Raw genomic sequence first — 22,261 nt, forward strand, 5'->3', positions numbered from 1 at the left:
GCTGGTCCTCGCAGTGCCCATGGTCGCCGTTCTGGCGAAGGAAATCTGGGTCAGTCTCTCCGAGAGGGCCAAGCGTCCCGCGCCCGCCCAAGCGCTCCGATCCTACGTCCTGGTCGTGCTCGTAACGACGATCCTTTGGCCGCTTTTCGTTCCCTTCATCATCTATGAAAAGTGGACCTCGCGGCGAAATGAGACGCAACGGAAGAGCGAAGAGCGCATCTTTGCTCCGAGCAAGGAGGATCTCGTCAGCAGTTTTACGGCTGAGGAAATCGAGGCGCACGAAATCGTCAACGATCCCTTGGGCGGAGCCCCGCGTGTGCCCTTTGGTCACCTCCACGAGGCGTGGCAGAAATTCCTCGCAGAAATGCCCGCCAGAGCCCAACTCTGGTCCTATGCCGTCGTGTGGGAAAATCGCTGGCGTACCCAAGAGCAGCGAGAAGGCTACGTTGCCGTCGTAGCTGACGAGATTGGCCCCTTTTTCGAGACCGTGAATTATCGATTGGAAGATCAGGCCTGACAGACACCCTGGGCAACGCCATGGTCATGGATCACGATCATGGTTCTCGCGCTGATCATCGTACAAGCTTTGCGGGGAGCTGTCAGTCTAAAGCGAAACGTTCTCTGCTGACAAAGAGCCCCCAGAGGCAGACAGACTTCAGGATGCGAGCGACTGCCACTCGGCAAGAGCTGCCGAGCGTCGCTGTTTGAAGGTCTGTCGATCGACGAGGTGGCGTTCCTGGGAAAAGTGATTGTGGAGCGAGGCGTGGACCGAGGCGAACTTCTGTAGCGCCTTCATCTGCCTGAAGCGGAGCATCGCACGCTCTCTTCGTCGGAAGGGCAGGTGGCTGTTCTCCACCCGGTTGTTGGCCCATCTCCCGATCTCCTGTTTATCCTCGCAGCCGAGTTCGGTCATCGCGGCGCGGTACGAGCGCAGCCCATCGGTGGTGATCCGTTCTGGCGAACCATGGCGCTTCAGGGCCTTGCGCATGAAGGTGAGGGCGGCCGCCTTGTCGCGAGTGCGGGTGACGTAGCTTTCAAGCACTTCGCCTTCCTGGTCCACCGCGCGCCAGAGATAGACCATCTCGCCGTTGAGCTTCACGTACATCTCGTCGAGATGCCACCGCCAATGCCGGAAGCCGCGCATGCGGTTCACCCGCTGTCGCCGGATGTCGGCTGCGAACATTGGTCCGAAGCGGTTCCACCACAGCCGCACCGTCTCATGGCAGATGTCGATCCCCCGTTCGAACAGGAGGTCCTCGACATTGCGCAACGACAGCGGGAAGCGGACGTACATCATGACCGCGAGCCGAATGATCTCCGGCGAGGAGTTGAAGTAGCGGAATGGACTGGGAGGTTTGCGCGGCCTTGGCATCAGCTCAAGTTAGCGAAGGCAGTGCCCAGCTCCAACGGGTGCGTTAGCTTTGACAGGGCCCGGCCAGGGCTATCTTGGCAATGCCATGGTCAATCTGCCGCTATCGGGCTCTTCTGCTGTGCGGCTCGTCAGCTACGGCGAGCGAATGCCAGGCTGGATCGATACCGGAGATCGCCGTGACAGCAACAGCGGCTCCCTGTTCGGAGTGCGACTTGCCTTGAAGGCCTCGCTCTCACCCGATTGGGACATCAACCTGAGCGGGTTGCACCAGCGTCTGGCCATTGACGACACGCAATATGTCAGCGGCGAGGGCGACCGGTCCCGTTCGGCGCAGAGGCCGGAACCGCACGACAACGATCTCGATCACTTGGCGGTCCGCCTGCAGGGCAAGCTGGGTAGCACCCGGCTCGTCGCGATCTCGGCCAAGACATGGCATGAAGCGAGCGAGGCTTTCGATGCCTCGCCAGATGCGGAACAGGCGCTAGACAATCGTCAGTACAGCACATGGGACAACGAAATTCGCGCCGATGGCCAATCGGGCAATGTGAAATGGCTGGCGGGCCTATCCTACGTCTTTGCCAGACAGGACCTGTCACGACGTTACGTAGGCCGCGTCTACGGCGACGAGGGTTCAGCAGCGGCCCGTGCTTCCCATGACCTTGCCGTCTTTGCGAGCATCGAAGTGCCAATCCAGCGCGCGGTTGACCTTACATTCGCCGGACGGCTGCTCCACGGCACGGTCGAAGACACGATCATTACCTCGGCTGCACGCTATGAACAAAGTGTATCAGAGGATGCCTTCACGCCCGCCATAACGCTGGCTTGGCGGCCGAACACAACGGATTCGATCTACGCCCGGGTCAGCACGGGATTCCGCCAGGGCGGGCTGGCGCGCACGGACGCCGACGTCTCGCGAACCGATGGCGACGAGCTTCGTTCGATGGAACTTGGCTGGCGGCACCGCTCGCCGGGGCTGGTTCTGGAAGCAAATCTCCATCACGCGCGCTGGCATGACATTCAGGCCGACGTGCTGATCGCGGGAGGCATAATCTCTGCGCGCAACATCGGCGACGCGACACTGACCGGCCTTGACTTGCGCGGCGAGGTTTCACTGTCACATGGGGTCTCGTTCCGAAGTGGCATCTTTCTGCTGGCAACCAGCCTGAGCACCGCCAACCGGCGAGATGCCGAGATCGGGCTGACATTCGCCGCGCCGTTTCGTGGCAACGCAGAACTTGCGAAACAGTTCGACCTGGCCGGTTGGCGCGTCATCGTTCAATCCGATGCGACGTTTACAGCGAGGCGTGACTTCTTCCCCTCAACTCTGGGGGGAGCGAGACTGCCTGCCGCATTAGACATGAGCGCATCCTTGCGCCTGCAACACAATCAGCTGTCATTTCTTCTGCGTGGGTCCAACCTGCTCGACAGTAGAAGACAAGACTTTGCCTTTGGAAGCCCGGTTGCCTCAGGTTCCAGCCCGCAAATGTCTGCGCCGAGGCCGCGTTATGTGGAAGCGAATGTTGGTTTCGCATTCTGACGTGGCCGCGCTGCTTGTCCAGCCTATCGTTTGCTGAACGTCAGCTGTTGTCGATAAACCCGCCGCCGGATTGGCCAGACCGGTATGACGGCTTTGTCCCATCTTCCGTCATTCGCGGCCAATCAAATCCCATCACTGATTGAACAAAACGAAGATCAGCAGACACCCGATAATCGCGAGCAACCCGAAGGCTGGCAGCCCCAGCGCACTGGTCATTTCCGCGTTGGTCTGCCGCGCTGCGAGAGCATCAGCCTCTTCCTGGGCAGTGCGGGTGAGGGACGCCTCTGCCGGTCCATCGGACACGTCCTCATCGGCAAAAGCACGGACCTCGCTGGCGATTTCCTGACTGCGCTGCTGTTCGGCGATGAAGCCGAGAATGAACACCGGCAAGCCAAGCAGAAAGCCGATGCCGAACAGCTTTCCGCCCGGGCCTTCGGCCTGACCCAGAAGCTGCCAACCGAGGAATGCCGATAGACCCCATCCGATTGCGTAAAGTGCAGCACGAGCGCCGCGGCCTTCGCGGGAGCGATCATGGATCTGCGCGCAAATGTGGCACAGGGTGCGCAATCCGTATCGGACACCGTAGGACGTGCCCCCATGGCGGTTCATGTAGTAGCGCACGGAAGTCCCGGTCTCGATGTTGCGACGGTGGCCGCGGCCCGGTTGGATATAGGCACCACAAAGATAGCACTCAGGCACGGTTTCCCTCATCGAGTTGCATGGATGACAAAGAATGTAGAGTATACTCCGTAGATGTAAAGTCAGCGCTCCTGCCATGTGCGGGCCATGTCGCTGCAACAGATCTTCGCTCGGAACCTGCGCCACTGGCGGCGTGAGCGCGGCCTGTCGCAGGAGGCGCTGGCGCACCTTGCGGGTATTGACCGGACCTACGTCAGTTCACTGGAGCGGCTGCGGTATTGCCCGACGCTGGAGATGGTCGAACTCCTCTCGAACGCGCTGAAGGTCGATGCCGACCTGCTGCTGCGCAAGACGGTTGCTGAAGGCGGTGGCGGGCAGAGCTGAGGCAGCCGCTGCGGTGAAGCGCTAGTCCGGGTACCATCCCCACGGCGTGGTCAGTTCCAGCGCCATGGTCTCCAGCGGCTTGGCCCAGGCAAGCTTGTCCAGCCAGTCTTTCGGAATGCCCTCATAGCCATAGAGGGCGCCCGCCAGTTGTCCGGTGATCGCCGCAACGGTGTCGCTGTCATCGCCAAGGTTGGTCGCAAGGATCACGGCTTGCGCAAAGCTCGCGGTGCGGCCGACGCACCACAGCGCGGCTTCAAGGCTGTGCGCGACATAGCCCGAACTGCTGATCTCGTGGCGCTGCTTGCCACGCCAAGAGCCTGCCATGATCGGCGCAATCGCTCCGGCATAGTCATCAGCTCGCGAACGCATCACCTCATGACGCGGCAGGCCCGTAATCGCATCGGCCAGCACTCCGGCAAAGGCAACGCAGCCGTCGACCGCTTCTGGCGCGCCATGGGTGGTGCGGCTCTGCCGGGCTGCGGCATCGCGCATAGCCTGCCGGTCCTGCCAGTAACGGATGGCAACGGGCGCAAGTCGCATCAGACTGCCATTGCCCGCACTGTGCGCCGCGGTGGAACCTGCGATCGGATTGCCAGTGCTGCGATAGCGCGCCAGCGCCTGGCTGACCGTGCCACCGATATCGAAGCAGGTGCCAGTGCAGGAATACTCGCCGTTGTCCTGCCAGTCGCAGAAGCGTTCGATCAGGTCGGCCTCGTCGAGCTTGCGCTTCTCGATCAGGCTGGTCGCGAGCGCCACGGCCATGGCGGTATCGTCGGTCCACTCTCCCGCGCGCAGGCGGAAGGGACCGCCACCGACAATGTCAGTGACGCGCGGCTTGCTGTCCCGGCGGGAGAATTCCAGCGTGGTGCCAAGCGCGTCGCCAACCGCAAGGCCAAGCAGCGCGCCGATCGCACGATCGCGGGTGGCATCGGGTCCGGTGTCGGGGAGAGCTTCATCCACCTGGTTCAGACCGTTGACGTAGTTCTCCTGGCGCACGTTCTCGATCGCCCCGGGCCGCGCGGCGCGCACTTGCGCGATTGCCGTTGCAGGCTCCGTGCCCAGTTCAACCAGCAGCCGCGCCGCTACCGTGCCAGCACGGCCCAGTCCACCCTTGCAGTGGACCACGATGCTCGCGCCATCGCGCAGAATTGAGCGTAGTCCGGCGCCAACCTTGTTCCACGCATCTTCGAACACTGCACCGGGAATGCCCATATCCGGGATCGGCAGGTGTACCCACGCCATGTGCCGCGCTTCAACGGCAGCGCCGAGGCCGTCGACCTCGTAGCGTACCAGCTCGTGATCCTCGACCAGCGTCACCACCGCCGCCGCATTCCACGCGGCGATGGCATCAAGGTCGAGGTCGAGATCACGGGCCCACGGCCCGGTTGCGGCATGGGGCTGCTTCTTGCCGGGAAGGAACGTCACCCCGATCCGGCCGCCGGTGCCAGGCACCGCGACTTCGGCAATCTGCAACGGGTGCGTGATACTGGTACGCATGGCTGACCAATCTGCTGTTCAACGTTACCCAAGCTACTCAAAGGCAATGCAAATCACCTCGCGCTTGATGTCCCGTGTGTCGCCATGACTTTGCGTGTCATTCAAGTCTTATCTGCGACTGCGGATCTTATGTTTCACTGGTCTTTGCCGCGGGCGTTCGCGCGTGCACTGGCTTGTGCCAGTTCTGTCAGAAACCTGGCCCGTTTCTTCAGGTCGCGGAGCGTCTCGCGCTTCTCGCGCATGTCACGGTCATAGGCGCCATGCTTGCGCGCATTGGTGTTGTCTCGGGGTGCGCCTGAGCCTTTGCCCCCGTGCATCCGGCAGCGCGCGGCACCGGCAATCGCCGGGGCGGCGCAAGGCGTGCCCTTGCGCGTGCGCGCGCCGCAGCGCGGAGCGCTGATCATCGGACCGACGTTGCGCTGGTGGGTGCTGGGCATGTCTCAGACCTTGCGCAGCATCTTCACGTGCGCAGCCCGCTTGGTGGCAAGCGAGCCGAACGTGTTGGTGAGGGTCATGCCGAGCTTGAGCAGCTCTTCGCGACGCAAGTCGAACGCCTCCTGTCGCGCCTCGACAAAGCTGTCGAGCGCAAAGTCCTGAAGCTCGCGAAGGAGCTGATCGAAGCCGTCCACGATCGGATCGAGACCCTCGGCGCTCTGTTCAAGCGACTTGAGCAGGTCCCCGCTGAACTGCCCGCTCCGCTTGCGCTCGCGCCTGGGGTCGTTCCCGTTGTTGTCGTCAATCATCGTCGGTCATTCCCGGGGCAACGCGCCCCGATTCGAATCTGCTGTCACGACCTTGGCGAGGCCAAAGGTTGTTTGCGCAAAGAGGCAGGCAGCTACTGTGCATGGGGTTGATTTGCAGATTGGCGGCAAAAGCCATGTCAGGGCCGCCAATCCGCTTGTCCCACAGCCTTCGGCTTGCCTCCCATCGCCCTCCCATCCCCCTCAGTTACCACGCTTCATCGGCAGGCTTGCGCGTGCGCACGCGGGGCTGGCGGCGGTCAACCCGCTGGCGTTTGCGCAGGGCAGGGGACCACCATCCGGGCCAGTTGACCTTGTGCGGCGTGCTGGTCGAGCGGACGACGACCGCCTGCTCTTCCTCGTTCAGGGCATCGCGATCGAGACGGGCCAGCGCGGCCATGACGATCCACGGTTCGAGCAGCGCATGCTTGCGGGCGCGGCGATTGAGCAGGCGCAGGTCCTGCAGGCAGCACACGAAGGGATCCTCACCAAGGCCGCGCGAGCCTTCGTAGACGATGCGCATCACCTCGGGCCGGCGACGCCAGCGATCGAGGTGTTCGGCAACCCCGGCCTCGACCAGCAGCCTCGAAACGCTGGCGTCGCCGTTGAGTGCCTTGACCTGCAACTGGTAAACCAGTGCTTCGAGACGCGTGACCGTTCGCTCCTGCCCTTCAATCTTGATCGCGACCATTCCCTGCAGGAAGCCGCCAAAGGGGACGTCAATGTCCCGGCGCGGAGGGCGACCTGCCGGGTTGCCACTCTTGCCCTTGGGGAACCAGGTCGCCTGCGGCGCGCTCGCCTTGGGCGGTATGTAATAGTCAGGATCATCGTGCAGGCTGTACCGTTCCACCGGCTTGGCACCGTCCTCCGAGCATGAGCCCTCGCTGCTGACTGGGTCGCAGAGATACTCCCGACAGGCGTCCACCGCACGGTCACCCAGTCGCTGGCGCACCAGTGCGGCGACCCACGGAGCGATGCCGATGCGACCTGCCAATCCCATGGGCCGTGCAATATCGAGCAGGCGCATGGCAGGAGTGGCGGGCACGATACCGCTCGCTCCCTCGCGCACGATCCTGGTCCGATGCGGACCGTTTGCTTCAGCACGAAACCGTGCGTCATGCCGGATTACGTTCAGCATGACCTTGATCGCGTCAACCTTGCCTTCGAGCGCCTCACGGTAGCGCCGACGCATCAGCACATCGAAAGTGGAAACCTTCTCGGTGACCGGCCCCTTGATCTCGATCAGCGGTTCGAAGGCCAGATCGAACGCATTGCCCTCCGGGGGCAGCGCAGTCATCTTGTTCCACGACTTCCTTGCCATCACTCATTCTTGCTCGGGGCCTCGCCAGTGGTGCGCGCGAGTGGGCCCTTGTCATCCGCAGCGCGGGGCCAAGGATTTTGTCACGACCTGTACGGACCAAGCGGAAAATGCGGGCTGACCTGCGAAAGACGCCCAGCACGAAATGCAGGCCTGATCACATGAAGGACCAGCCTGTTTGCAGGAATCGCAGGCCTGTAACGCGACGCACCAAACCTGCTGAAAGGCAGGGATTCTGGGCGCTTCCGGCAATAGCCCAGCCAACTTCGGGCCAGAGCGACAATTCATGCTCGAAAAGGTTCAATTTGTGAACGCTGCGCCCTCTTGCGATGCAATTTCGCTGCGGCAAACGGAACCAGATTCGATTCTCCGCTGCGGGCCATGGCCACGAGTTTGCGCCCCATGCTCCGGCAGTTCAGTTTCGTGGTTCCGTTCTGCAGAAAAAAGTCGCACGAATCCGCGCACTTGCCGCCCGAGAGCGGCCTTTCAGAGAAAAGTTTGTCTGAGATGAGTGGCGGAGACGGAGTCCGCCTAACTAGCGTCCCACCGCGTCCAAATCTCTCCACGATAACGGCTAAAATAGGCGGATTCAGTGAGGCCCTGCCCGTTCGCTAGTCCGAATGTGTCCCGTTGCGTTCCCATAAAACCGCGCTATTATCGGGGAACGGTTTTGGGAACGCGATGCCGCGACGCTATTGGGGCGATCTAAGGGCAGGTTCGGTTCCCGGACATGGAGCCATAATGCCAAAAAAGCTCAGCAACGTGCTCACGCCCTTGGCGGTGAAGAATGCAAAGCCCGGTCGCCATGCCGATGGTGGCGGGCTGCATTTGCTGGTGAAGGAAAGCGGTGCCCGGTCATGGGTCTATCGCTTCATGCTCAACGGCAAATCGCGTGACATTGGGCTTGGCCCGGCTGGACCGGACGGCATTTCCCTTGCCGATGCCCGCGACGCCCGCGACGCGCTGCGCCTCAAGGTGAAGGCGGGGATTGATCCCCTTGAGGAACGCCAGCGGGAGGCCGCTGAGGCCCTTGCGGCGGCTCAGGCGGCGCAGGTCGCCGGAATGACGTTCAAGGCTGTGGCGGAAACCTACATCGGCGCAAATGAGGGAAGCTGGCGCAATGACAAGCATCGCCAGCAATGGAAGAATACGCTGGCCACTTACGTCTATCCCGTGATCGGGGAATTGCCCGTTGCCGAGGTCGGGACTGCCCACGTCCTGAAAATCCTTGAGCCGATCTGGAAAGCCAAGGCCGAGACTGCCAGCCGCGTGCGCGGTCGCATGGAGACTATCCTCGATGCGGCAAAGGCGCGCGGATACCGGGAGGGCGAAAACCCTGCTCGGTGGCGCGGGCATATCGCCCAAATCTTGCCTGCCCGTTCACGGCTCACGCGCGGCCATCACAAGGCCATGGCCTATGAAGCGATCCCGGCTTTTGTCGGCGCGCTGCACAAACGGGAGGCCGTCGCGGCGCTGGCGCTGGAATTTACGATCCTGACCGCTGCCCGCACTGGCGAGGTGATCGGCGCGAAGTGGGATGAGGTCGATTTGGACAAGGCAATCTGGACGATCCCTGCCAGCCGCATGAAGGCGGGCAAGGAACATCGCGTTCCCCTATCGGGCCGCGCCATTGAGATTTTGAAGTCCACGCAAGGGCTGCGCAAGGAATGGCTGTTCCCGGCGACCAAGGGCGGGAAAATGTCCGGCATGGCCATGACAATGCTGCTTCGCCGGATGAAAGTTGACGTGACCGTGCACGGCTTCCGTTCTGGCTTTCGCGATTGGTCCGCCGAATGCACCGGCTATGCCCATGAGGTCGCGGAAATGGCCTTGGCGCACACTATCGAGAACAAGGTTGAGCGGGCCTATCGGCGCGGCGACCTGTTCGACAAGCGGCGGCGGCTCATGGACGATTGGGCTAAGTATTGTGCCAGCGGTCGTGCGGTTGGTGGCAAAGTGACGTCGATCAGGAATGCCCACGTTGCCTAGCATTTCAAATCTCGTGGAGGACGGTCGCGCCTACTCACTCGCAGCAACGTAGGGAAGCCAACCATAAACTGGCTCAATCGCACTCGGCACGAAAGCGAAGACGAAGAACCCTAGCAGCGCAATGAGTGTTGTCACATGTAGCGCTTCCACTTGTGGGTTTGCGAAGCTCGCCTCTCTTGCTTCTAATCTAGCGCGGATGAGGTTCACCCAAATCGGAGCCATGACAACTAGGAAAGCTATCGGCCAGACTATTACGTTAACGTCTTGGATTGATACAGCGAGCCGCGTCCAATTCACGATAAATGCAACATATCCAAGGTATACAAGCGATTGACCCAACGCTGCGACAACCGCACCCGCTATGAATCGTGCCGCGCTTCGTTGTCCCGGTTTGCCAGCGACCAAGGCACCAGGAACCCCCGCTACGTTCAACAAGAATACGATCAGAAAGTTTGCCACTGTCGCAAATACGACCAGCAATACCACCGTGAAGATTGTCTTCATTGTGCCCCCCGATTCCACGATCGAACAACATGGTGGTAGCTTCGCTTTGGCTAACAACCGCGAGCGGCCACCTTCACTAGTCGCATTCTATGTCGTGAAAACAAACGACCGCAAAGAGTTATTCGCGGACTGGCAGCTATCGAGGCGATCCGAGGAATATGAGGACGGTTTCTGAGTGAGGCTGGCAAGCCCACACTTGAGGCCATAAATTGGGAGCGGGGATAGGACGGCCATCCGACAAGCACGCTTCCCACGTGCTTCCCCGTCACCTTTTTGGGAACCGCTAGGGAGGCGGAATTTGACAATTAATGCACTAACTGGCCTGTCGCCTGACGGCCCCAAATTCGATCTGGTCGGTCCTACCGTCGATGACGACATTCGCCGCATTATTGCGCGCTATGGCACCGAAGCCGTGAAGCAGGCCGTCAAAAGGGTCACCAAGCCAAAGCGGGGGAGAAAGCCAGAGAAGGATTGGCCAGAATTACGGGAGGTCATTGAATCGGATGCACGCGACTGGCTCGCCGGGGGTGATCCATTTTCTTCCCGGTCCAACTATTCAATCGCCAAAGACTTCGCGGACAAAAATCCCGGCCATAGTCACCCGGCTACCATGAAGCGAATTGAGCGCAAGCTGGTGCAAAAACGGGTGTGGATGACGCTGGTTACAGCCGAGAATTTTAGCCGAGAAGGCTATCCCTATGCCGTGCATATTCGCGCGCTCGAAGCACTGAGTGAAGCTGATTCTCATCCTGTTTGGGCGTCGATCCGGGATCGGGCAAAATCGGATGTAGCCGACTATGAGGCGAAGAAGGGCGAGGCCCCGCCTGCCCATATGTCCATGAAAGAAGTCGAAGACGCTGCGCGCAATGCCCTGCTGACTCTGAACACGCTGAGCCAACCCAAAAAATCGGGTGGCTTATTTGGCCTGCTGTCCAACCCTACCTCAACTAGCAAACCTCAGGACTAGGGAGGAAATTAGAAGGAATTTTGTCGGGCCGAAATACCTCAGGCTTTTGTCGGGTCGAAATAGCGACGAATTAAGTCGTCTTCCTTAAAATTCCGGCGCGCCATAACTGGTTGTCCCATGAAGTCCGTTGCACCTCCGCGCGGGCCAAATGGGGCCAAATTCATGCAGTCCGTCAAACACGATCCCCCGAAGATCGGTTACAGCATTCGGGAAGCCTGCCATGCGTCCAGCCTTGGCCGGACGACGCTCTACAATCACATTTCGGCTGGTCGCCTTCGCGCGGTTCGCGTCGGTGGCAGGACGATCATCCCAGCCGAGGCGCTCCACGCCCTGATCGCGGGGGAGGCTTGAGCCATGCCCCTAAAGCAAAACCCGACCGCCAAGGGCGACCGGGTTCTGTGGAATGCTTTGGTCGGCGCTTCCACGGAATCCCTTACCGTTTCTGCCTATCGCGCTCAATACTTGATCGACAGCTACGGCATTCGCCCGGAACTGGCCGTTATGGTCGCGGCGCTCGCATTCGGGGGAGATGCCTATCATGGCTGATACCTTCCCCAGCTTCCCCGATGCCGCACGCGCCTTGCTGGCCGTCGATTCCCTGTCCGAAAAGGAAGGGCAGTTTTGCGGTGGCCTTGCCTTCCGCACTGCCCCGCTCAGCGACAAGCAGGCAAACTGGCTACGAATCCTGCTTTCCCGGCATGGCCTTCCCGCACTGGCTGAGGGAGGGGTGCATGTCTGATCGCTATCCCGACATTCCCGGCGCAAAAGGCCCGGACGGCACTAGCCAAGACGCTGCCGAGGCTATCAAGCCATGCGTTTCCTACCTTCGCCGCATCGCCATGCGCTCGCTGGATCGGCTGGGCGAGGCGACGGTGCTTGAAGCCGTCGCCTTTGCCGAGGTCGCCCGCGAAAGCCTGCAACCGCGTTTCTCCGAACTGCGGGCCATGGGCCTTGTGGAGCCGACTGGCGCGCGTCGGCGCAATCCGTCGGGAAAGGGCGCGGCGGTGCTTCGCCTGACCGAAAAAGGGAGGGCCGCACTGTGACCGATCCCGTTTCGGATTTTCTCGATGCCATGGGGGTGGCTGGCATCCGTCCCGTGGAGCCGATTGCCGACAAGCTCGCTTCCGGTGATCCCGTCCGCTTCCGCGCTGATGGCGACAAGCCCGGACGGCGCAACGGCTGGGCATGGCTGCACCTCGATGGCGTGCCTGCTGGCGTGTTTCGGCATTACCGGCTGGGCGTGCGGACGGTATGGCGCGCGGGGAGCGATCCCCGTTCGCTGTCCCCAGCCGAACGGCGCGCGATCATGGCTCAGGCCAGTGAAAGCGAGGCCCGGCGCAAAGCGGCAACCGAGGCAAAACAGGAAGCGACGGCTGGCGTTGCTCGTGATCTGTGGCGCGACGCTGGCAAGCCCGATCCCGCGCATGGGTATCTGGCCCGCAAGTGCCTTGCTCCTGTCGGTATCCGGCAGCATGGTGACGTCCTGCTTGTCCCGATGGTCGATTGCGGTTTCCGCCTGTGGAACGTCCAGCGCATCTATCCGGACGGGCGCAAGCTGTTCCTGTCCGGCGGGCGCACCGAAGGCATGTTCTGGTCGCACGGCGCGTTCGTGCAGGATGGCAGGCCATCGGCTGGGCCACTGGTCATCGGGGAAGGCTTCGCCACCATGGCAGCGGTCCACCATGCGACCGGGCACGGCGTTGTCGCCGCTATGTCCGCCCGGAACCTCGAAACCGTTGCCCGCGCCATGCGCAAGCGGTTCCCCAGCCGGACGCTGATCGTCGCGGCGGACGATGACCGTCACCTATCGGAGAATATCGGGCTGAATGCCGCTCAGAGGGCCGCTGAGTCCATTGGGGCGCTTCTGGCCACTCCGCTGCCCCTTGGGCCAGAAACGCGCTCAGCGGACTCAGGAACCGATTTTGCGGATATTGCGCCTGCCGAGGCCGTGGCCCGGATCGCTCAGGCCGGGAGTGTTGGCCATGCATAGCGCGACCGCTCCCATGGACTTTGCCGATATGGAACCCGATGACGTGGCCAGCCGCATTGCCGGTGCCACGCATACCGGCACGGCCATTCGCGCCACGCCATACCGCTGGCCTGATCCCCGTTCGCTGCCAACCCGGCAATGGCTGCTTGGCCATTGGCTGCTAAGGGGTGAGGTGACGGCGATCATTGCGCCCGGTGGGACTGGCAAGAGCACGATTGGCACCGCGCTGGCGCTGTCGCTTGCATCCGGGCAACCGTTGCTTGGCAAGCCACTCCCGCGCGGCCCGCAATCTGCATGGATCTACAACCTTGAGGATTCGCAAGACGAGCTGGACCGGCAAGTGTCGGCTGCCTGCCTGTTCCACGGTATAGTGCCGGACGACTGCCGAAACCGGCTTTGTGTCGATAGCGGGCTGGTCCAGCCGCTCTGCACGGCAACCGAGGATCGCGACGGCTTCGCTATTGCCGAGGGCGTGTTTGCTCAGGTGGCGGCGACGGTGCGGGACCGGGCAATCTCGGTGGTGATCGTGGACCCGTTCGTGTCCAGCCATACCGTGCGTGAAAGTAGCAATGAGGCAATCGACGCCATCGCCAAGCGGTGGAAGCGGCTGGCTCAGGAAACCGGCTGCGCGGTCGTGCTGGTGCACCATACCAAGAAGCTGGGCGGGCGCGAGGTAACGGCGGAGGACGGGCGCGGCGCGGTCGCCTTGCGCGATGCTGCCCGCGTCGTGCTGCCGCTCAATGCGATGAGCCAGGCCGAGGCCGAGGAACTGGGCATTACCGATCCTGCGCTTCGCCGCTCGCTGGTGCGCGTCGATACCGGCAAGGCAAATCGCGCTCCCCCGGATGCGGCAACGTGGATCAAGCTGGAAAGTCAGTGCCTCGATAACGGCGACGGCAGCGAGCCTGCCGATTATGTCGGCGTCGCCTGCCTCTGGGAAAAGCCGGACGTGTTCCACGGGCTGAACACGTGGCACCTCTACCAAGTGCAATTGCGCGTCGCGGCTGGCCGGTGGCGGGACAGTGCACAGGCCAAGGATTGGGTCGGCCATGTGGTCGCTCAGGTCGCCGGGCTTTCTGTCGACAAGGACAAGGCCCGCATCAAGGCGATCCTCAAGACGTGGAAGCGCAACGGCGCGCTCAAGGTGGAAAACCTGCCCGACAAGAACGGCGATGAACGTCCGTTCGTCGTGGTCGGTGATCCCGTGGACCCGGCTCAGGTGAGTTACCCGCACCCTGAAAAGTGCGGTGCGGAAAGTGCGGAAAGTGCGGCTGGCGACCCGTGCTGAACCCGTCCGCACCTTCCGCACTTCCCTTATAGGGAGTGCAGGTGGTGCGGGTGCGGGTGAGTGGAGGTTTAGAGCCTAAATCAAAGGTGCGGATATGACGGCGAAGAATACCAAAACCAAACCGGCAAGCCGGAAGGCAACCGGATCGAAAGACCCGACCAAGGAATATAGGATTGAGATTGCAGTGCCGGAATCGGGCACGGCGGAGGAAGCCAAGGACACGCTGGCGAAAAGCATCCCCGGCTGGGATGAAATGAGCAAGGAACAGCAAACCGAACTGGCAGAGATTGCCATTGAGCAGCGAAAGCAACGCCAACCGGTCAAGGTCACGCTCACGCGCAAGCCGGAAGGTGGAATGTCCATCGGCATCGCCGGGAAATGTGAGGCACACGGCTTGCTCAAGCTGCAAAAGACGTTCGCGGCGGTTTCGATGGACCCGGTGAACGCCCGCGCCAATGAACTGCTGAAATACCTTGGCTCAGTCGGCGCGGACAATGCCGACCGCTACAACGCTGCGCTGTCGTTCATCGAAAGCATGGCCCCGCGCGATCAGGCGGAGGCGCTGTTGCTGGTGCAAATGTATGTCACGCATGACGCGGCAATCCGGGCACTCAGCCAGCTTGGATCAGCGGAATGGGTGCCGACTGCGCAGATGTTTGGCAACCTCGCCACAAAGCTGCTGCGCACCTCTCAGGGGCAAATGGAAACGCTGGCTCGGATGCGTCGCGGCGGGGAACAGGTCGTGCGACACGTCCACGTCGATAATCGCGGCGGGCAAGCCGTCATTGCCGAAAACGTCCACACCGGGGGGAAGGAAAATGGAAAAATTGACGATCAATCCCATGCAACCGGAGCGGCTGGCATCGGCCCCGCGCTGCTTGGCGCGGACCCGTTCGGGAATGGCGTGCCAATCCCCAGCCGTGAAGGGGCGGAAGCGGTGCCGTATGCACGGGGGCACGAATCCGGGTGCGCCTGAGGGCAATACCAACGCCCGGAAGCATGGCGGGCGCTCAGCCAGGGCGATGACCGCGGCTCGATACCTTAGGGAGATTGCGCGGCTGGTGCGCTAATCTAGAGGTTTCGTAAGTTCAAAGCTGTAAATCGGGAATGCCGTCTTTCCGTCTTTCCCGGTCACTCGCTTGTAGCCCAACGTGACGAGTTGTTCTGGATCACGGCGAACCTCCTCCAATGCGTGGCGTGCTAGTTGGTAGGGCAACCCTATGAAGCATTCGCAGCCGCCGCGATCATACGTCCTGATGCCGCCGATCCGCGATGATTGGAACCATTCGGGCATTGCGCCAATCTTCACACCAATCCGCTTTCCGAACTCCGGTGGAGCGCTCGTTTTCTGATCGTCGGCGGGGATGACAGAGCCATACAGAGCAAAGGTGCGTCCCACGTCCCAATCGTCAATGAATGCAACTTTGAACTCATCTTCAAGGATCGTTTCAATCCGGAAGGTGACGTAATCGTCGGGAAGCTCGAAGGTGTAGTCCCTATGCCTTTTGGGCTTTGGAAGCCGGTCTAGGACCATTCCACCATAGACCGCGATCATTGCCGCCAACGCGACGAACTGCCAACTACTCACGCCACTATCCCCCGAAACCTGCGGTCGGCGGCCATCTTCGCGCATTTATGTGGGAAAGCACAATTCCTGAAATTGCCCCGCAAGTGATTTGCCGCAAACCCTCAGAAAACGGCCCTCTTGGTCGAATCCAAGTCGTTAGTCATTTTCGACTAAGAAGCTGCCACCGCTCGAAACCCGCATAATTCAGACATTTCCAGCCGCGATTTGTCGCGTAGGGTGTGTGCCCTGTTCCCAGCATTTGGCGTCGCCGCCCGAATGCGAACCCCTCTTGAGTGACCGTCATGGCATTAACTGCGGCTAGGAGGTGTGGCCAACGCCTTTCGAGCGTAATTGTCCCGTGGCGTTCGGCTTCAAGCAAGCGCGCTATCGGGGAGCGGTTATGGGAACCACCAGCCTTGCTTGAATTTTATCAAGGAAAATCAAGGCGCAGTGGCGGAGACGGAGGGATTCGAACCCTCGGTACCGGATTTACCAGTACGACGGTTTAGCAAACCGTTGGTTTCAGCCACTCACCCACGTCTCCGGATCGCAGCGGCGAGGGGGCGCTATAACGAGGGTTGTGGGGGGCGGCAAGGGCTTGCGCGGCAAAAATGCGCATGGGTGGAAATCTGTTCCTCGCGACGCTTTGGCGCGTTTCCGACTCGGCTCATCGCCGGTTCATTGTCCGCAGGCCAGCCTTGGATTCTGGTGGCGTGGCAGGGGCGCGCGCATTGCGCAGGGATCGGACGGACAGGACTATGACGACACTGGTTTATCACGCACGCGTGCTCGGTCGCCGCTTTGCCATCGGCATGACGGCCTGTCTGTCCGTGGCCGCGACAGGCGTTTCGGCGCAAGTCCAGACCGTCGACCCGAACGCCGTGATCGATGGTGATCTCACCCCCGGCGCAATGCCCGCGCAGCCCGCGCAGACGCCCTCGCAGTCCCCCGCTGCCAGCCCGGCTGGAGCCGAGGCGGGTAGCCTCCCCGCGCTCCCCGCAGACGCACCGCCGCCTTCGGCCACGACGGCTCCAGCCCCCGCCGCAACGCCGCCTGCCACCAAGGCCGCCGCAGGCACGACCTACAAGGACGACGACCTGATCGGCGCTGCCGAAGGCGTGTTCGGCAAGGGTGCCGCCGGGCTTGCCGACCTGATCAGGGATCTGCTCAAGAAGCAGGGCGAACCCAATGCCTACATCGTCGGTCGCGAGGCGGGCGGTGCGCTGGTCGTCGGCCTGCGTTATGGTTCGGGCACGCTGCATCACAAGGTCGAAGGCGAGCGCCCGGTCTACTGGACCGGCCCGTCGATCGGCTTCGACGCAGGCGCCAATGCCGCCAGCACCTTCGTGCTCGTCTACAACCTGTTCGACAGCGAGGAGCTCTACAAGCGTTTCCCGGCGGGCGAGGGGCAGGCCTACCTCGTCGGCGGATTCCACGTGAGCTACTTGCGCAAGGGCGATACGGTGCTGATTCCCGTCCGCTCGGGTGCGGGCCTGCGGCTTGGCATCAACGGGGGCTACATGAAGTTCTCGCGCAAGCAGAACTGGTTCCCGCTCTGAGGGTTTTGCGCAACAACCGTGCAAATTGCCCCCCGCATACCTTGTAATTGAAATGCGGGGGTTGCCCCCGCGGCCTTCCGGCGGCATGGAGCCGCCGCAATTCGCTCCCCGGATGGAAGGCCTGAGAACCATGCTCGAAAATCTTGCCGCGCAGCCCGCTGATGCCTTGCTGGCGCTGATCAAGCTCCACAACGCCGATCCGCGTGCCGACAAGATCGACCTCGGCGTCGGCGTCTATCGCACCTCGGAAGGCGACACGCCGGTGTTCAAGGCGATCAAGGCCGCCGAGGCGAAGCTTCTCGAAACGCAGGATTCCAAGGCCTACCTCGGCCCCGAAGGCGACATGGGCTTCGTCCACGCGTTGATCCCCTACGTCTTCGGCAAGGACTTCGACCGTTCGAAGGTGGAAGGCATGCAGGCCCCCGGCGGCACCGGCGCGGTGCGCCTCGCCATAGAGGTTGCCAAGCGCTCGGGCGTCAAGCGCGTGTGGATGGGCACGCCTTCGTGGCCCAACCACGCGCAGATCATCGCGGCTGCCGGCATGGAACTGAAGACCTTCAGCCACATGACCGCCGATGGCTTTGCCGATCTCGAAGCGCTGAAGACCGCGCTGGCAGGGGCCGAGGCCGGCGATGCCGTGCTGCTCCACGGCTGCTGCCACAACCCGACCGGCGTCGATTACACCGAAGCCCAGTGGGACGAAATCGCCCCGCTGCTGGTCGAGCGCCAGGTCCTGCCGATCCTCGACCTTGCCTATCAAGGCCTTGGCGCTGGCATGGAAGCCGATGCCTATGGCCTGCGCAAGGTGCTCAGCCTCGCGCCCGAAGCGCTGGTGGCCTATTCGTGCGACAAGAACTTCGGCCTCTATCGTGACCGCGTCGGCGCGTTCTATGCGGTGACTTCGGATGCCACCGCGCTCGCCAACGCCATGGCCAACGGCGCAACCATCGCCCGCGCATCGTGGTCGATGCCGCCTGACCATGGCGCGGCTGCGGTCCGCCTGATCCTCGCCGACGAAAGCCTCACCGCATTGTGGCTGGCCGAGCTCGACGAGATGCGCGACCGCATGCGCTGGGTCCGTGATCGCCTCGCCGCCGCGCAGCAAGTCGGCCCGATCAACATGGCCCCGCTGGGCGTGCAGAACGGCCTGTTCTCGATGCTGCCGCTGAACGGCGAGCAGATCCTCGCCATCCGCGAAAAGCATGGCGTCTACATGGCAGGCTCCGGCCGCATCAACATTGCGGGTCTGACCACCGGCAACATCGACAAGTTCGTCGAGGCCCTGCGCGACGTCGCTTGAGCGGCGCGGGCTGCCCACCCCGCTGCGACTAAGCTCGCCTTCGGCTCGCTAAGTCTCGCGGTCCTCCCGCTTGCGGGAGGGCAAAGACAGCGCTCTCATTCCCCTCCCGCAAGCGGGAGGGGGCAGGGGTGGGCACAAACGCAGCCCCTCAAAAATCCGCAGCCCTTGACTGCCGTCGCGCCTCGGCAAAGCTGTCCGCCCGGAACTTCTCGAACGCCACGCGGCGGTCGAACCCGGGGTCCTTCGGGTAGTCCTGATACTCGGCGATGATCTCGTCGAAGATCTCGCGCATTTCCTGCTTGTGGTCGGGGTGCGAGAAGATGTGCAGGCGGTTGGCCTTCATCGCCTCGATCACCCGGGCGCCGATCACGTCGGGCTCCATGCCGAATTCGTGCAGCCCCTGCAGCCGCTCCACCGCGCTCGGATCGACCGGCTTCATCGCCCCCTTCAAGGCATCGGGCCGCACGTCGTCGCTGGCATAGATGTAGCTCTTCACCAGGCCGGGGCAGAGCACCGAGACGCCGATCTCGTACTTCAGCAGCGAATAGTGCAGCGATTCCGAAAGCCCGCGCACCGCGAACTTGGTGGTGTTGTAGATGCCGGGACTGCCCGCGGCGAGGAAGGCCGCCATCGACGCGGTGTTGACCACGTGCCCGCCCTTCTGCTCGCCCGCCTTCACGCGCTCGACCATGCGCGGAACGAACGTCATCACCCCGTTGATCACACCGTGGAGGTTGACGCCCATCAGCCAGTCCCAGTCGTCATAGGAGCTTTCCTCGATCGGCTGGAACAGGTTCACGCCCGCATTGTTGCACAGGATCGAAACCGGGCCAAACTGGGCTTCCACCTCGTCCGCCGCCGCCTTGAAACCATCGCGGCTGGCCACGTCGAGCTGCACGCCCATCACTTCACGATTGTCGAGCGATGCCAGCGCCTTGTCGATCGAATCCTGCCGGATGTCGGCAATGGCAACCTTGCATCCCTCGTTCAGCAGCTGGCGGACCAGCCCGATGCCCACGCCGTTCGCGCCTCCGGTCACGAAGGCGGTGCGTCCTGCAAAGTTCTTCATGCGCCGCGCGCCTCTTTCAGCTTGTTCTGCCGCGCGATCTCTGCGGTGATCGCCGGGTTGCGGAACAGCATGGCGAAGGTTTCCTTGTACTCCGGGTTCTCGGGCAGGTGGGTCTGCACCGCCGCGGTGGTTGCAAGGCCGCGCTCCTCCACGCCGGTCAGGAATTCGGAGTGGGTGAGGATGTAGAGTTCGTCATTGAGAATGCCTTCCAGCACGCGCTCGCCCACCTGCTCCTTGGTCTGGTAGAGGTGCATGAAGTTGCCGCCCGATGCGCGGCGCTTGTCGGCCTCGGCATAGCCGGTGTCGGCAAGGTCTGCAGGCCGGGTCTTGGCAGCATCGGCAATGTTCGATTGCACTGCGCCGGGGCAAAAGGCGCTGCAGATCACGCCGCGCGGTTCGAGTTCTGGGCGCATGCATTCCATCATAGAAGTGACCGCCGCCTTGCCCGAGGAATAGATCGTGGTCATTCCCACCGGCACCAGCGCGCTCATCGATGCGGTGCACACGATGTGCCCGCCTTCGCCGTGCGCCAAGATGCGCGGCAGCATGGTGACGATGCCGTTGATCGTGCCGCCAACGTTCACGCCCATGACCCAGTCCCAATCGGCAAAGGTCGCAAGCTCGATTGGCCCGACCACGGCGACGCCTGCGTTGTTCACGAGGATGTGAATCTTGCCGAACTTCGCCTCGACCGCATCGGCCACAGCTGCAAACTGCTCGCGGTTGGTCACGTCGAGTTTGACCGCCAGCACGCGGTCGCCGCCCGCCAGCTCCTCGACCGCGGAATCGAGGTGATCCTGCCGGATGTCGGCGATGGTCACGTTCATCCCTGCGCCCAGCAGCGCCTTGGCGATGCCAAGACCGATGCCGCTGGCGCCGCCCGTCACGAAAGCCGTCTTGCCCGGCAGGTTCTGCATTTGCCTCTCCATTCTTGCCTGTCCGTCATCCCTTGAACGGGAGCGGGAATCATTTTTCGCCTTTTGTATTCACCAGCAGAGAATTGTATGCAAGACTAACAATATCGCCGCTTCGAAAAGGTCCGTCAAAGGGCAGGGCGCGGCAGGAGAGGAGAAGTCATGGCAGGTGTCGTCGCGCCAGCGGAACTGGCCGCAAATCCCGATCGGAACGCCGTGCACGAGCGCGAATCCCACCCGGCGGGCGCCGCCTATTGGGCGCTGACCGTTATCATCCTCGCCACCTTCCTCACCTTCTTCGATGCCGTGACCTTCGGCATGCTGGCCGAGCGGATCAAGCACGATTTCGGCCTCACCGATTCGCAGCTCGGCTTCCTCGCCGGGCCCGCCAGCATCATCTGCTACTTCTTCGTCGGCATTCCCCTGGCGCGCCTAGCGGACATCTATCCGCGCAAGTACGTGCTGGGGGCAGGGGCGGCGCTGGTCGGCGTGATCATCTCGGCGGGAGGCCTTGCCCAGAGCTTCGGCCAGTTCGTCGGCAGCCGCGTGTTTCTTGCGGCTGGTGGCTCCGCCCACGCACCCGCGTCCTATTCGCTGCTGGCAGACGCCTTTCCGCCGAAAAAGCTGACCCGCGCTTTCGCCCTGCTGCAGTTCGGCTTCATCGGCGGCACCACCCTTGGCCCGCTGATCGGCGGCATGCTGGTGATGATGACCGCGTCCTGGGGGCCGACGCACCTTGGGCCGCTGACGATCCTCGGCTGGCAGTGGATTCTCGTGTTCATGGGCATCCCCTCGCTGCTGGTCGGCCTGCTGTTCCTCACCGTGAAGGAGCCGCCGCGCCTCGCGCCTGCTGCTGATGGCCCGCAAGTGCCCAAGGACGCATCGTTCGGCCGCAAGGTGCTGACCTTCATGGGCCTCGATGCCTTCCGCGCGATCAACGCCAAGCCGCGCGTCTATTACCCGCTGTTCGGAGCCCTCGCGCTCAGCGCCATCGAGACCTTCGGCCTGCAGTTCTGGCGCGTGCCGTTCATGGTCCGCACCTTCGGCTGGAACGAGGGGCAGATCGGCGCAGCGCTTGGCGGCACGATCCTCGTCGCCTCGCTTTCGGGCCTCTTGCTCGGCGGTATCTTCGTCGAATGGCTGGCCAAGCGCTACAAGGACGCCAACGTCCGCGCCGCAACATGCTGCGCCGCCGGTGTCACCGTCTGTACGATCACTGCCATCCTGATGCCCACTGCATGGGGCTCGCTGATCATGTTCGGCTTCTCGGGCATGTTCGGCATAGCAGGGGCCGTGCCGCAGAACGCCGCCGTACAGCGCGTCGCGCCCAACGACATGCGCGGGCAGGTCACCGCCTTCTACCTGTTCATGTTCACCTTCTTCGGCGCGATGGGCAGCTACGTCGTCGGCAAGGTGCAGGATGTGCTGATCGGTGATCCCACGCAGCTTTGGAAAGCGATGCTGATCACCGCCAGCGTGCTCATGCCGCTCGCCACCTTCCTCATGTTCCGGGCGATCAAGCCCTATCGCGAGGAAGTTGAACGGCTTGAAGCCGAGGGGCGTTGACAGCGTCGTTCGACTTGGCCAGATTGTTAGTAAGACTTACAAATAAATTGGCAAAATACAT

At 62.4% G+C, this 22,261-nt stretch carries 26 protein-coding genes and 1 tRNA gene; 17 read left to right on the plus strand and 10 right to left on the minus strand.

Features of this window, described 5'->3' with window-relative positions; genetic code table 11:
- Nucleotides 1-13: 13 nt before the first annotated feature.
- A complete protein-coding gene (locus ACZ1JW_RS09575) occupies nt 14-517 on the plus strand; it encodes a hypothetical protein (RefSeq protein WP_465140395.1) in 504 nt (167 codons plus the stop codon).
- Nucleotides 518-655: 138 nt separating this feature from the next.
- Here ACZ1JW_RS09575 and ACZ1JW_RS09580 read toward each other — a convergent pair whose 3' ends face one another.
- Nucleotides 656-1,372: an IS6 family transposase gene (locus tag ACZ1JW_RS09580; protein ID WP_465140396.1), complete on the minus strand. Its 717-nt coding sequence runs from the start codon at nt 1,370-1,372 to the stop codon at nt 656-658.
- A gap of 85 nt (nt 1,373-1,457) precedes the next feature.
- Between ACZ1JW_RS09580 and ACZ1JW_RS09585 the strand changes: the two genes are divergently transcribed.
- A complete protein-coding gene (locus tag ACZ1JW_RS09585; RefSeq protein WP_465140397.1) occupies nt 1,458-2,909 on the plus strand; it encodes a TonB-dependent receptor domain-containing protein in 1,452 nt (483 codons plus the stop codon).
- Between the two features lie 132 nt (nt 2,910-3,041).
- Here the strand turns inward: ACZ1JW_RS09585 and ACZ1JW_RS09590 are convergent, their stop codons facing one another.
- Nucleotides 3,042-3,608, minus strand: a complete 567-nt coding sequence (locus ACZ1JW_RS09590; RefSeq protein WP_465140398.1) for a hypothetical protein — start codon at nt 3,606-3,608, stop codon at nt 3,042-3,044.
- Nucleotides 3,609-3,695: 87 nt separating this feature from the next.
- Between ACZ1JW_RS09590 and ACZ1JW_RS09595 the strand changes: the two genes are divergently transcribed.
- Nucleotides 3,696-3,932 (plus strand): helix-turn-helix domain-containing protein, encoded by a 237-nt coding sequence (locus ACZ1JW_RS09595; protein WP_465140399.1) that lies wholly within the window; start codon nt 3,696-3,698, stop codon nt 3,930-3,932.
- Between the two features lie 21 nt (nt 3,933-3,953).
- Here ACZ1JW_RS09595 and ACZ1JW_RS09600 read toward each other — a convergent pair whose 3' ends face one another.
- From ACZ1JW_RS09600 to ACZ1JW_RS09615, 4 genes are all read right to left on the minus strand, one after another.
- Entirely contained in the window at nt 3,954-5,429 is a 1,476-nt protein-coding gene (locus ACZ1JW_RS09600; protein WP_465140400.1) for an ADP-ribosylglycohydrolase family protein, read from the minus strand.
- A 134-nt stretch (nt 5,430-5,563) separates the two neighbouring features.
- Nucleotides 5,564-5,866: an HGGxSTG domain-containing protein gene (locus tag ACZ1JW_RS09605; protein ID WP_465140401.1), complete on the minus strand. Its 303-nt coding sequence runs from the start codon at nt 5,864-5,866 to the stop codon at nt 5,564-5,566.
- A 3-nt stretch (nt 5,867-5,869) separates the two neighbouring features.
- Nucleotides 5,870-6,172, minus strand: a complete 303-nt coding sequence (locus ACZ1JW_RS09610; protein WP_465140402.1) for a hypothetical protein — start codon at nt 6,170-6,172, stop codon at nt 5,870-5,872.
- A 205-nt stretch (nt 6,173-6,377) separates the two neighbouring features.
- A complete protein-coding gene (locus tag ACZ1JW_RS09615; protein ID WP_465140403.1) occupies nt 6,378-7,466 on the minus strand; it encodes a DUF5681 domain-containing protein in 1,089 nt (362 codons plus the stop codon).
- A gap of 651 nt (nt 7,467-8,117) precedes the next feature.
- Here ACZ1JW_RS09615 and ACZ1JW_RS09620 point away from each other — a divergent pair.
- The 11 genes from ACZ1JW_RS09620 to ACZ1JW_RS09670 all read left to right on the plus strand — a co-directional run bounded on the left by ACZ1JW_RS09620 (nt 8,118) and on the right by ACZ1JW_RS09670 (nt 15,295).
- A complete protein-coding gene (locus ACZ1JW_RS09620) occupies nt 8,118-9,476 on the plus strand; it encodes a tyrosine-type recombinase/integrase (RefSeq protein ID WP_465140404.1) in 1,359 nt (452 codons plus the stop codon).
- Between the two features lie 487 nt (nt 9,477-9,963).
- On the plus strand, nt 9,964-10,155 hold the full coding sequence (locus ACZ1JW_RS09625; protein WP_465140405.1) for a hypothetical protein: 192 nt from the start codon (nt 9,964-9,966) through the stop codon (nt 10,153-10,155).
- Between the two features lie 123 nt (nt 10,156-10,278).
- Nucleotides 10,279-10,947, plus strand: coding sequence for a hypothetical protein (locus ACZ1JW_RS09630; RefSeq protein ID WP_465140406.1), 669 nt, complete (start codon nt 10,279-10,281; stop codon nt 10,945-10,947).
- Nucleotides 10,948-11,109: 162 nt separating this feature from the next.
- Nucleotides 11,110-11,298 (plus strand): helix-turn-helix domain-containing protein, encoded by a 189-nt coding sequence (locus tag ACZ1JW_RS09635; protein ID WP_103000628.1) that lies wholly within the window; start codon nt 11,110-11,112, stop codon nt 11,296-11,298.
- A 3-nt stretch (nt 11,299-11,301) separates the two neighbouring features.
- Entirely contained in the window at nt 11,302-11,493 is a 192-nt protein-coding gene (locus ACZ1JW_RS09640; protein ID WP_465140407.1) for a hypothetical protein, read from the plus strand.
- Nucleotides 11,486-11,686, plus strand: a complete 201-nt coding sequence (locus ACZ1JW_RS09645; RefSeq protein ID WP_465140408.1) for a hypothetical protein — start codon at nt 11,486-11,488, stop codon at nt 11,684-11,686. Before ACZ1JW_RS09640 ends, ACZ1JW_RS09645 begins: the two co-directional genes overlap by 8 nt.
- Nucleotides 11,679-11,990 carry a hypothetical protein gene (locus ACZ1JW_RS09650; protein ID WP_465140409.1) on the plus strand — a complete coding sequence of 104 codons (312 nt, stop codon included), beginning with the start codon at nt 11,679-11,681 and terminating at the stop codon, nt 11,988-11,990. The genes ACZ1JW_RS09645 and ACZ1JW_RS09650 overlap by 8 nt, the downstream gene beginning before the upstream one ends.
- Nucleotides 11,987-12,937, plus strand: coding sequence for a toprim domain-containing protein (locus ACZ1JW_RS09655; RefSeq protein ID WP_465140410.1), 951 nt, complete (start codon nt 11,987-11,989; stop codon nt 12,935-12,937). The genes ACZ1JW_RS09650 and ACZ1JW_RS09655 overlap by 4 nt, the downstream gene beginning before the upstream one ends.
- Nucleotides 12,930-14,225 carry an AAA family ATPase gene (locus ACZ1JW_RS09660; protein WP_465140411.1) on the plus strand — a complete coding sequence of 432 codons (1,296 nt, stop codon included), beginning with the start codon at nt 12,930-12,932 and terminating at the stop codon, nt 14,223-14,225. Before ACZ1JW_RS09655 ends, ACZ1JW_RS09660 begins: the two co-directional genes overlap by 8 nt.
- A gap of 94 nt (nt 14,226-14,319) precedes the next feature.
- Nucleotides 14,320-15,201: a hypothetical protein gene (locus ACZ1JW_RS09665; protein WP_465140412.1), complete on the plus strand. Its 882-nt coding sequence runs from the start codon at nt 14,320-14,322 to the stop codon at nt 15,199-15,201.
- A complete protein-coding gene (locus ACZ1JW_RS09670; RefSeq protein ID WP_465140413.1) occupies nt 15,125-15,295 on the plus strand; it encodes an HGGxSTG domain-containing protein in 171 nt (56 codons plus the stop codon). Before ACZ1JW_RS09665 ends, ACZ1JW_RS09670 begins: the two co-directional genes overlap by 77 nt.
- Here ACZ1JW_RS09670 and ACZ1JW_RS09675 read toward each other — a convergent pair.
- Both ACZ1JW_RS09675 and ACZ1JW_RS09680 read right to left on the minus strand, forming a co-directional pair.
- Nucleotides 15,292-15,858 carry a hypothetical protein gene (locus ACZ1JW_RS09675; protein ID WP_465140414.1) on the minus strand — a complete coding sequence of 189 codons (567 nt, stop codon included), beginning with the start codon at nt 15,856-15,858 and terminating at the stop codon, nt 15,292-15,294. The two genes, ACZ1JW_RS09670 and ACZ1JW_RS09675, sit on opposite strands and share 4 nt — an antisense overlap.
- Nucleotides 15,859-16,243: 385 nt before the next feature.
- Nucleotides 16,244-16,336 (minus strand) — tRNA-Ser (locus tag ACZ1JW_RS09680).
- A 214-nt stretch (nt 16,337-16,550) separates the two neighbouring features.
- Here ACZ1JW_RS09680 and ACZ1JW_RS09685 point away from each other — a divergent pair.
- Together ACZ1JW_RS09685 and ACZ1JW_RS09690 are read left to right on the plus strand one after the other, a co-directional pair.
- Nucleotides 16,551-17,351 (plus strand): DUF1134 domain-containing protein, encoded by an 801-nt coding sequence (locus tag ACZ1JW_RS09685; protein ID WP_465140415.1) that lies wholly within the window; start codon nt 16,551-16,553, stop codon nt 17,349-17,351.
- Between the two features lie 85 nt (nt 17,352-17,436).
- Entirely contained in the window at nt 17,437-18,651 is a 1,215-nt protein-coding gene (locus tag ACZ1JW_RS09690) for an amino acid aminotransferase (RefSeq protein WP_465140416.1), read from the plus strand.
- Between the two features lie 148 nt (nt 18,652-18,799).
- On the opposite strand, the gene ACZ1JW_RS09695 is transcribed toward ACZ1JW_RS09690, so the two are convergent.
- Together ACZ1JW_RS09695 and ACZ1JW_RS09700 are read right to left on the minus strand one after the other, a co-directional pair.
- Nucleotides 18,800-19,720, minus strand: coding sequence for an SDR family NAD(P)-dependent oxidoreductase (locus tag ACZ1JW_RS09695; RefSeq protein WP_465140417.1), 921 nt, complete (start codon nt 19,718-19,720; stop codon nt 18,800-18,802).
- A complete protein-coding gene (locus ACZ1JW_RS09700; protein WP_465140418.1) occupies nt 19,717-20,637 on the minus strand; it encodes an SDR family NAD(P)-dependent oxidoreductase in 921 nt (306 codons plus the stop codon). Before ACZ1JW_RS09700 ends, ACZ1JW_RS09695 begins: the two co-directional genes overlap by 4 nt.
- Nucleotides 20,638-20,796: 159 nt before the next feature.
- Here ACZ1JW_RS09700 and ACZ1JW_RS09705 point away from each other — a divergent pair, with 159 nt between their 5' ends.
- Entirely contained in the window at nt 20,797-22,200 is a 1,404-nt protein-coding gene (locus tag ACZ1JW_RS09705) for an MFS transporter (RefSeq protein ID WP_465140419.1), read from the plus strand.
- Nucleotides 22,201-22,261: the final 61 nt, after the last annotated feature.

This window comes from Novosphingobium sp. BL-A-28-Hi1-0D (assembly GCF_055521755.1).

Coding starts and splice junctions, on each gene's coding strand:
- ACZ1JW_RS09580 (WP_465140396.1), bottom strand. CDS start 1,372: ATGCCAAGGCCGCGCAAACCTCCCAGTCCATTCCGCTACTTCAACTCC.
- ACZ1JW_RS09585 (WP_465140397.1), top strand. CDS start 1,458: ATGGTCAATCTGCCGCTATCGGGCTCTTCTGCTGTGCGGCTCGTCAGC.
- ACZ1JW_RS09595 (WP_465140399.1), top strand. CDS start 3,696: ATGTCGCTGCAACAGATCTTCGCTCGGAACCTGCGCCACTGGCGGCGT.
- ACZ1JW_RS09600 (WP_465140400.1), bottom strand. CDS start 5,429: ATGCGTACCAGTATCACGCACCCGTTGCAGATTGCCGAAGTCGCGGTG.
- ACZ1JW_RS09605 (WP_465140401.1), bottom strand. CDS start 5,866: ATGCCCAGCACCCACCAGCGCAACGTCGGTCCGATGATCAGCGCTCCG.
- ACZ1JW_RS09610 (WP_465140402.1), bottom strand. CDS start 6,172: ATGATTGACGACAACAACGGGAACGACCCCAGGCGCGAGCGCAAGCGG.
- ACZ1JW_RS09615 (WP_465140403.1), bottom strand. CDS start 7,466: ATGACTGCGCTGCCCCCGGAGGGCAATGCGTTCGATCTGGCCTTCGAA.
- ACZ1JW_RS09635 (WP_103000628.1), top strand. CDS start 11,110: ATGCAGTCCGTCAAACACGATCCCCCGAAGATCGGTTACAGCATTCGG.
- ACZ1JW_RS09640 (WP_465140407.1), top strand. CDS start 11,302: ATGCCCCTAAAGCAAAACCCGACCGCCAAGGGCGACCGGGTTCTGTGG.
- ACZ1JW_RS09645 (WP_465140408.1), top strand. CDS start 11,486: ATGGCTGATACCTTCCCCAGCTTCCCCGATGCCGCACGCGCCTTGCTG.
- ACZ1JW_RS09650 (WP_465140409.1), top strand. CDS start 11,679: ATGTCTGATCGCTATCCCGACATTCCCGGCGCAAAAGGCCCGGACGGC.
- ACZ1JW_RS09660 (WP_465140411.1), top strand. CDS start 12,930: ATGCATAGCGCGACCGCTCCCATGGACTTTGCCGATATGGAACCCGAT.
- ACZ1JW_RS09665 (WP_465140412.1), top strand. CDS start 14,320: ATGACGGCGAAGAATACCAAAACCAAACCGGCAAGCCGGAAGGCAACC.
- ACZ1JW_RS09670 (WP_465140413.1), top strand. CDS start 15,125: ATGGCGTGCCAATCCCCAGCCGTGAAGGGGCGGAAGCGGTGCCGTATG.
- ACZ1JW_RS09675 (WP_465140414.1), bottom strand. CDS start 15,858: ATGCGCGAAGATGGCCGCCGACCGCAGGTTTCGGGGGATAGTGGCGTG.
- ACZ1JW_RS09685 (WP_465140415.1), top strand. CDS start 16,551: ATGACGACACTGGTTTATCACGCACGCGTGCTCGGTCGCCGCTTTGCC.
- ACZ1JW_RS09690 (WP_465140416.1), top strand. CDS start 17,437: ATGGAGCCGCCGCAATTCGCTCCCCGGATGGAAGGCCTGAGAACCATG.
- ACZ1JW_RS09695 (WP_465140417.1), bottom strand. CDS start 19,720: ATGAAGAACTTTGCAGGACGCACCGCCTTCGTGACCGGAGGCGCGAAC.
- ACZ1JW_RS09700 (WP_465140418.1), bottom strand. CDS start 20,637: ATGCAGAACCTGCCGGGCAAGACGGCTTTCGTGACGGGCGGCGCCAGC.
- ACZ1JW_RS09705 (WP_465140419.1), top strand. CDS start 20,797: ATGGCAGGTGTCGTCGCGCCAGCGGAACTGGCCGCAAATCCCGATCGG.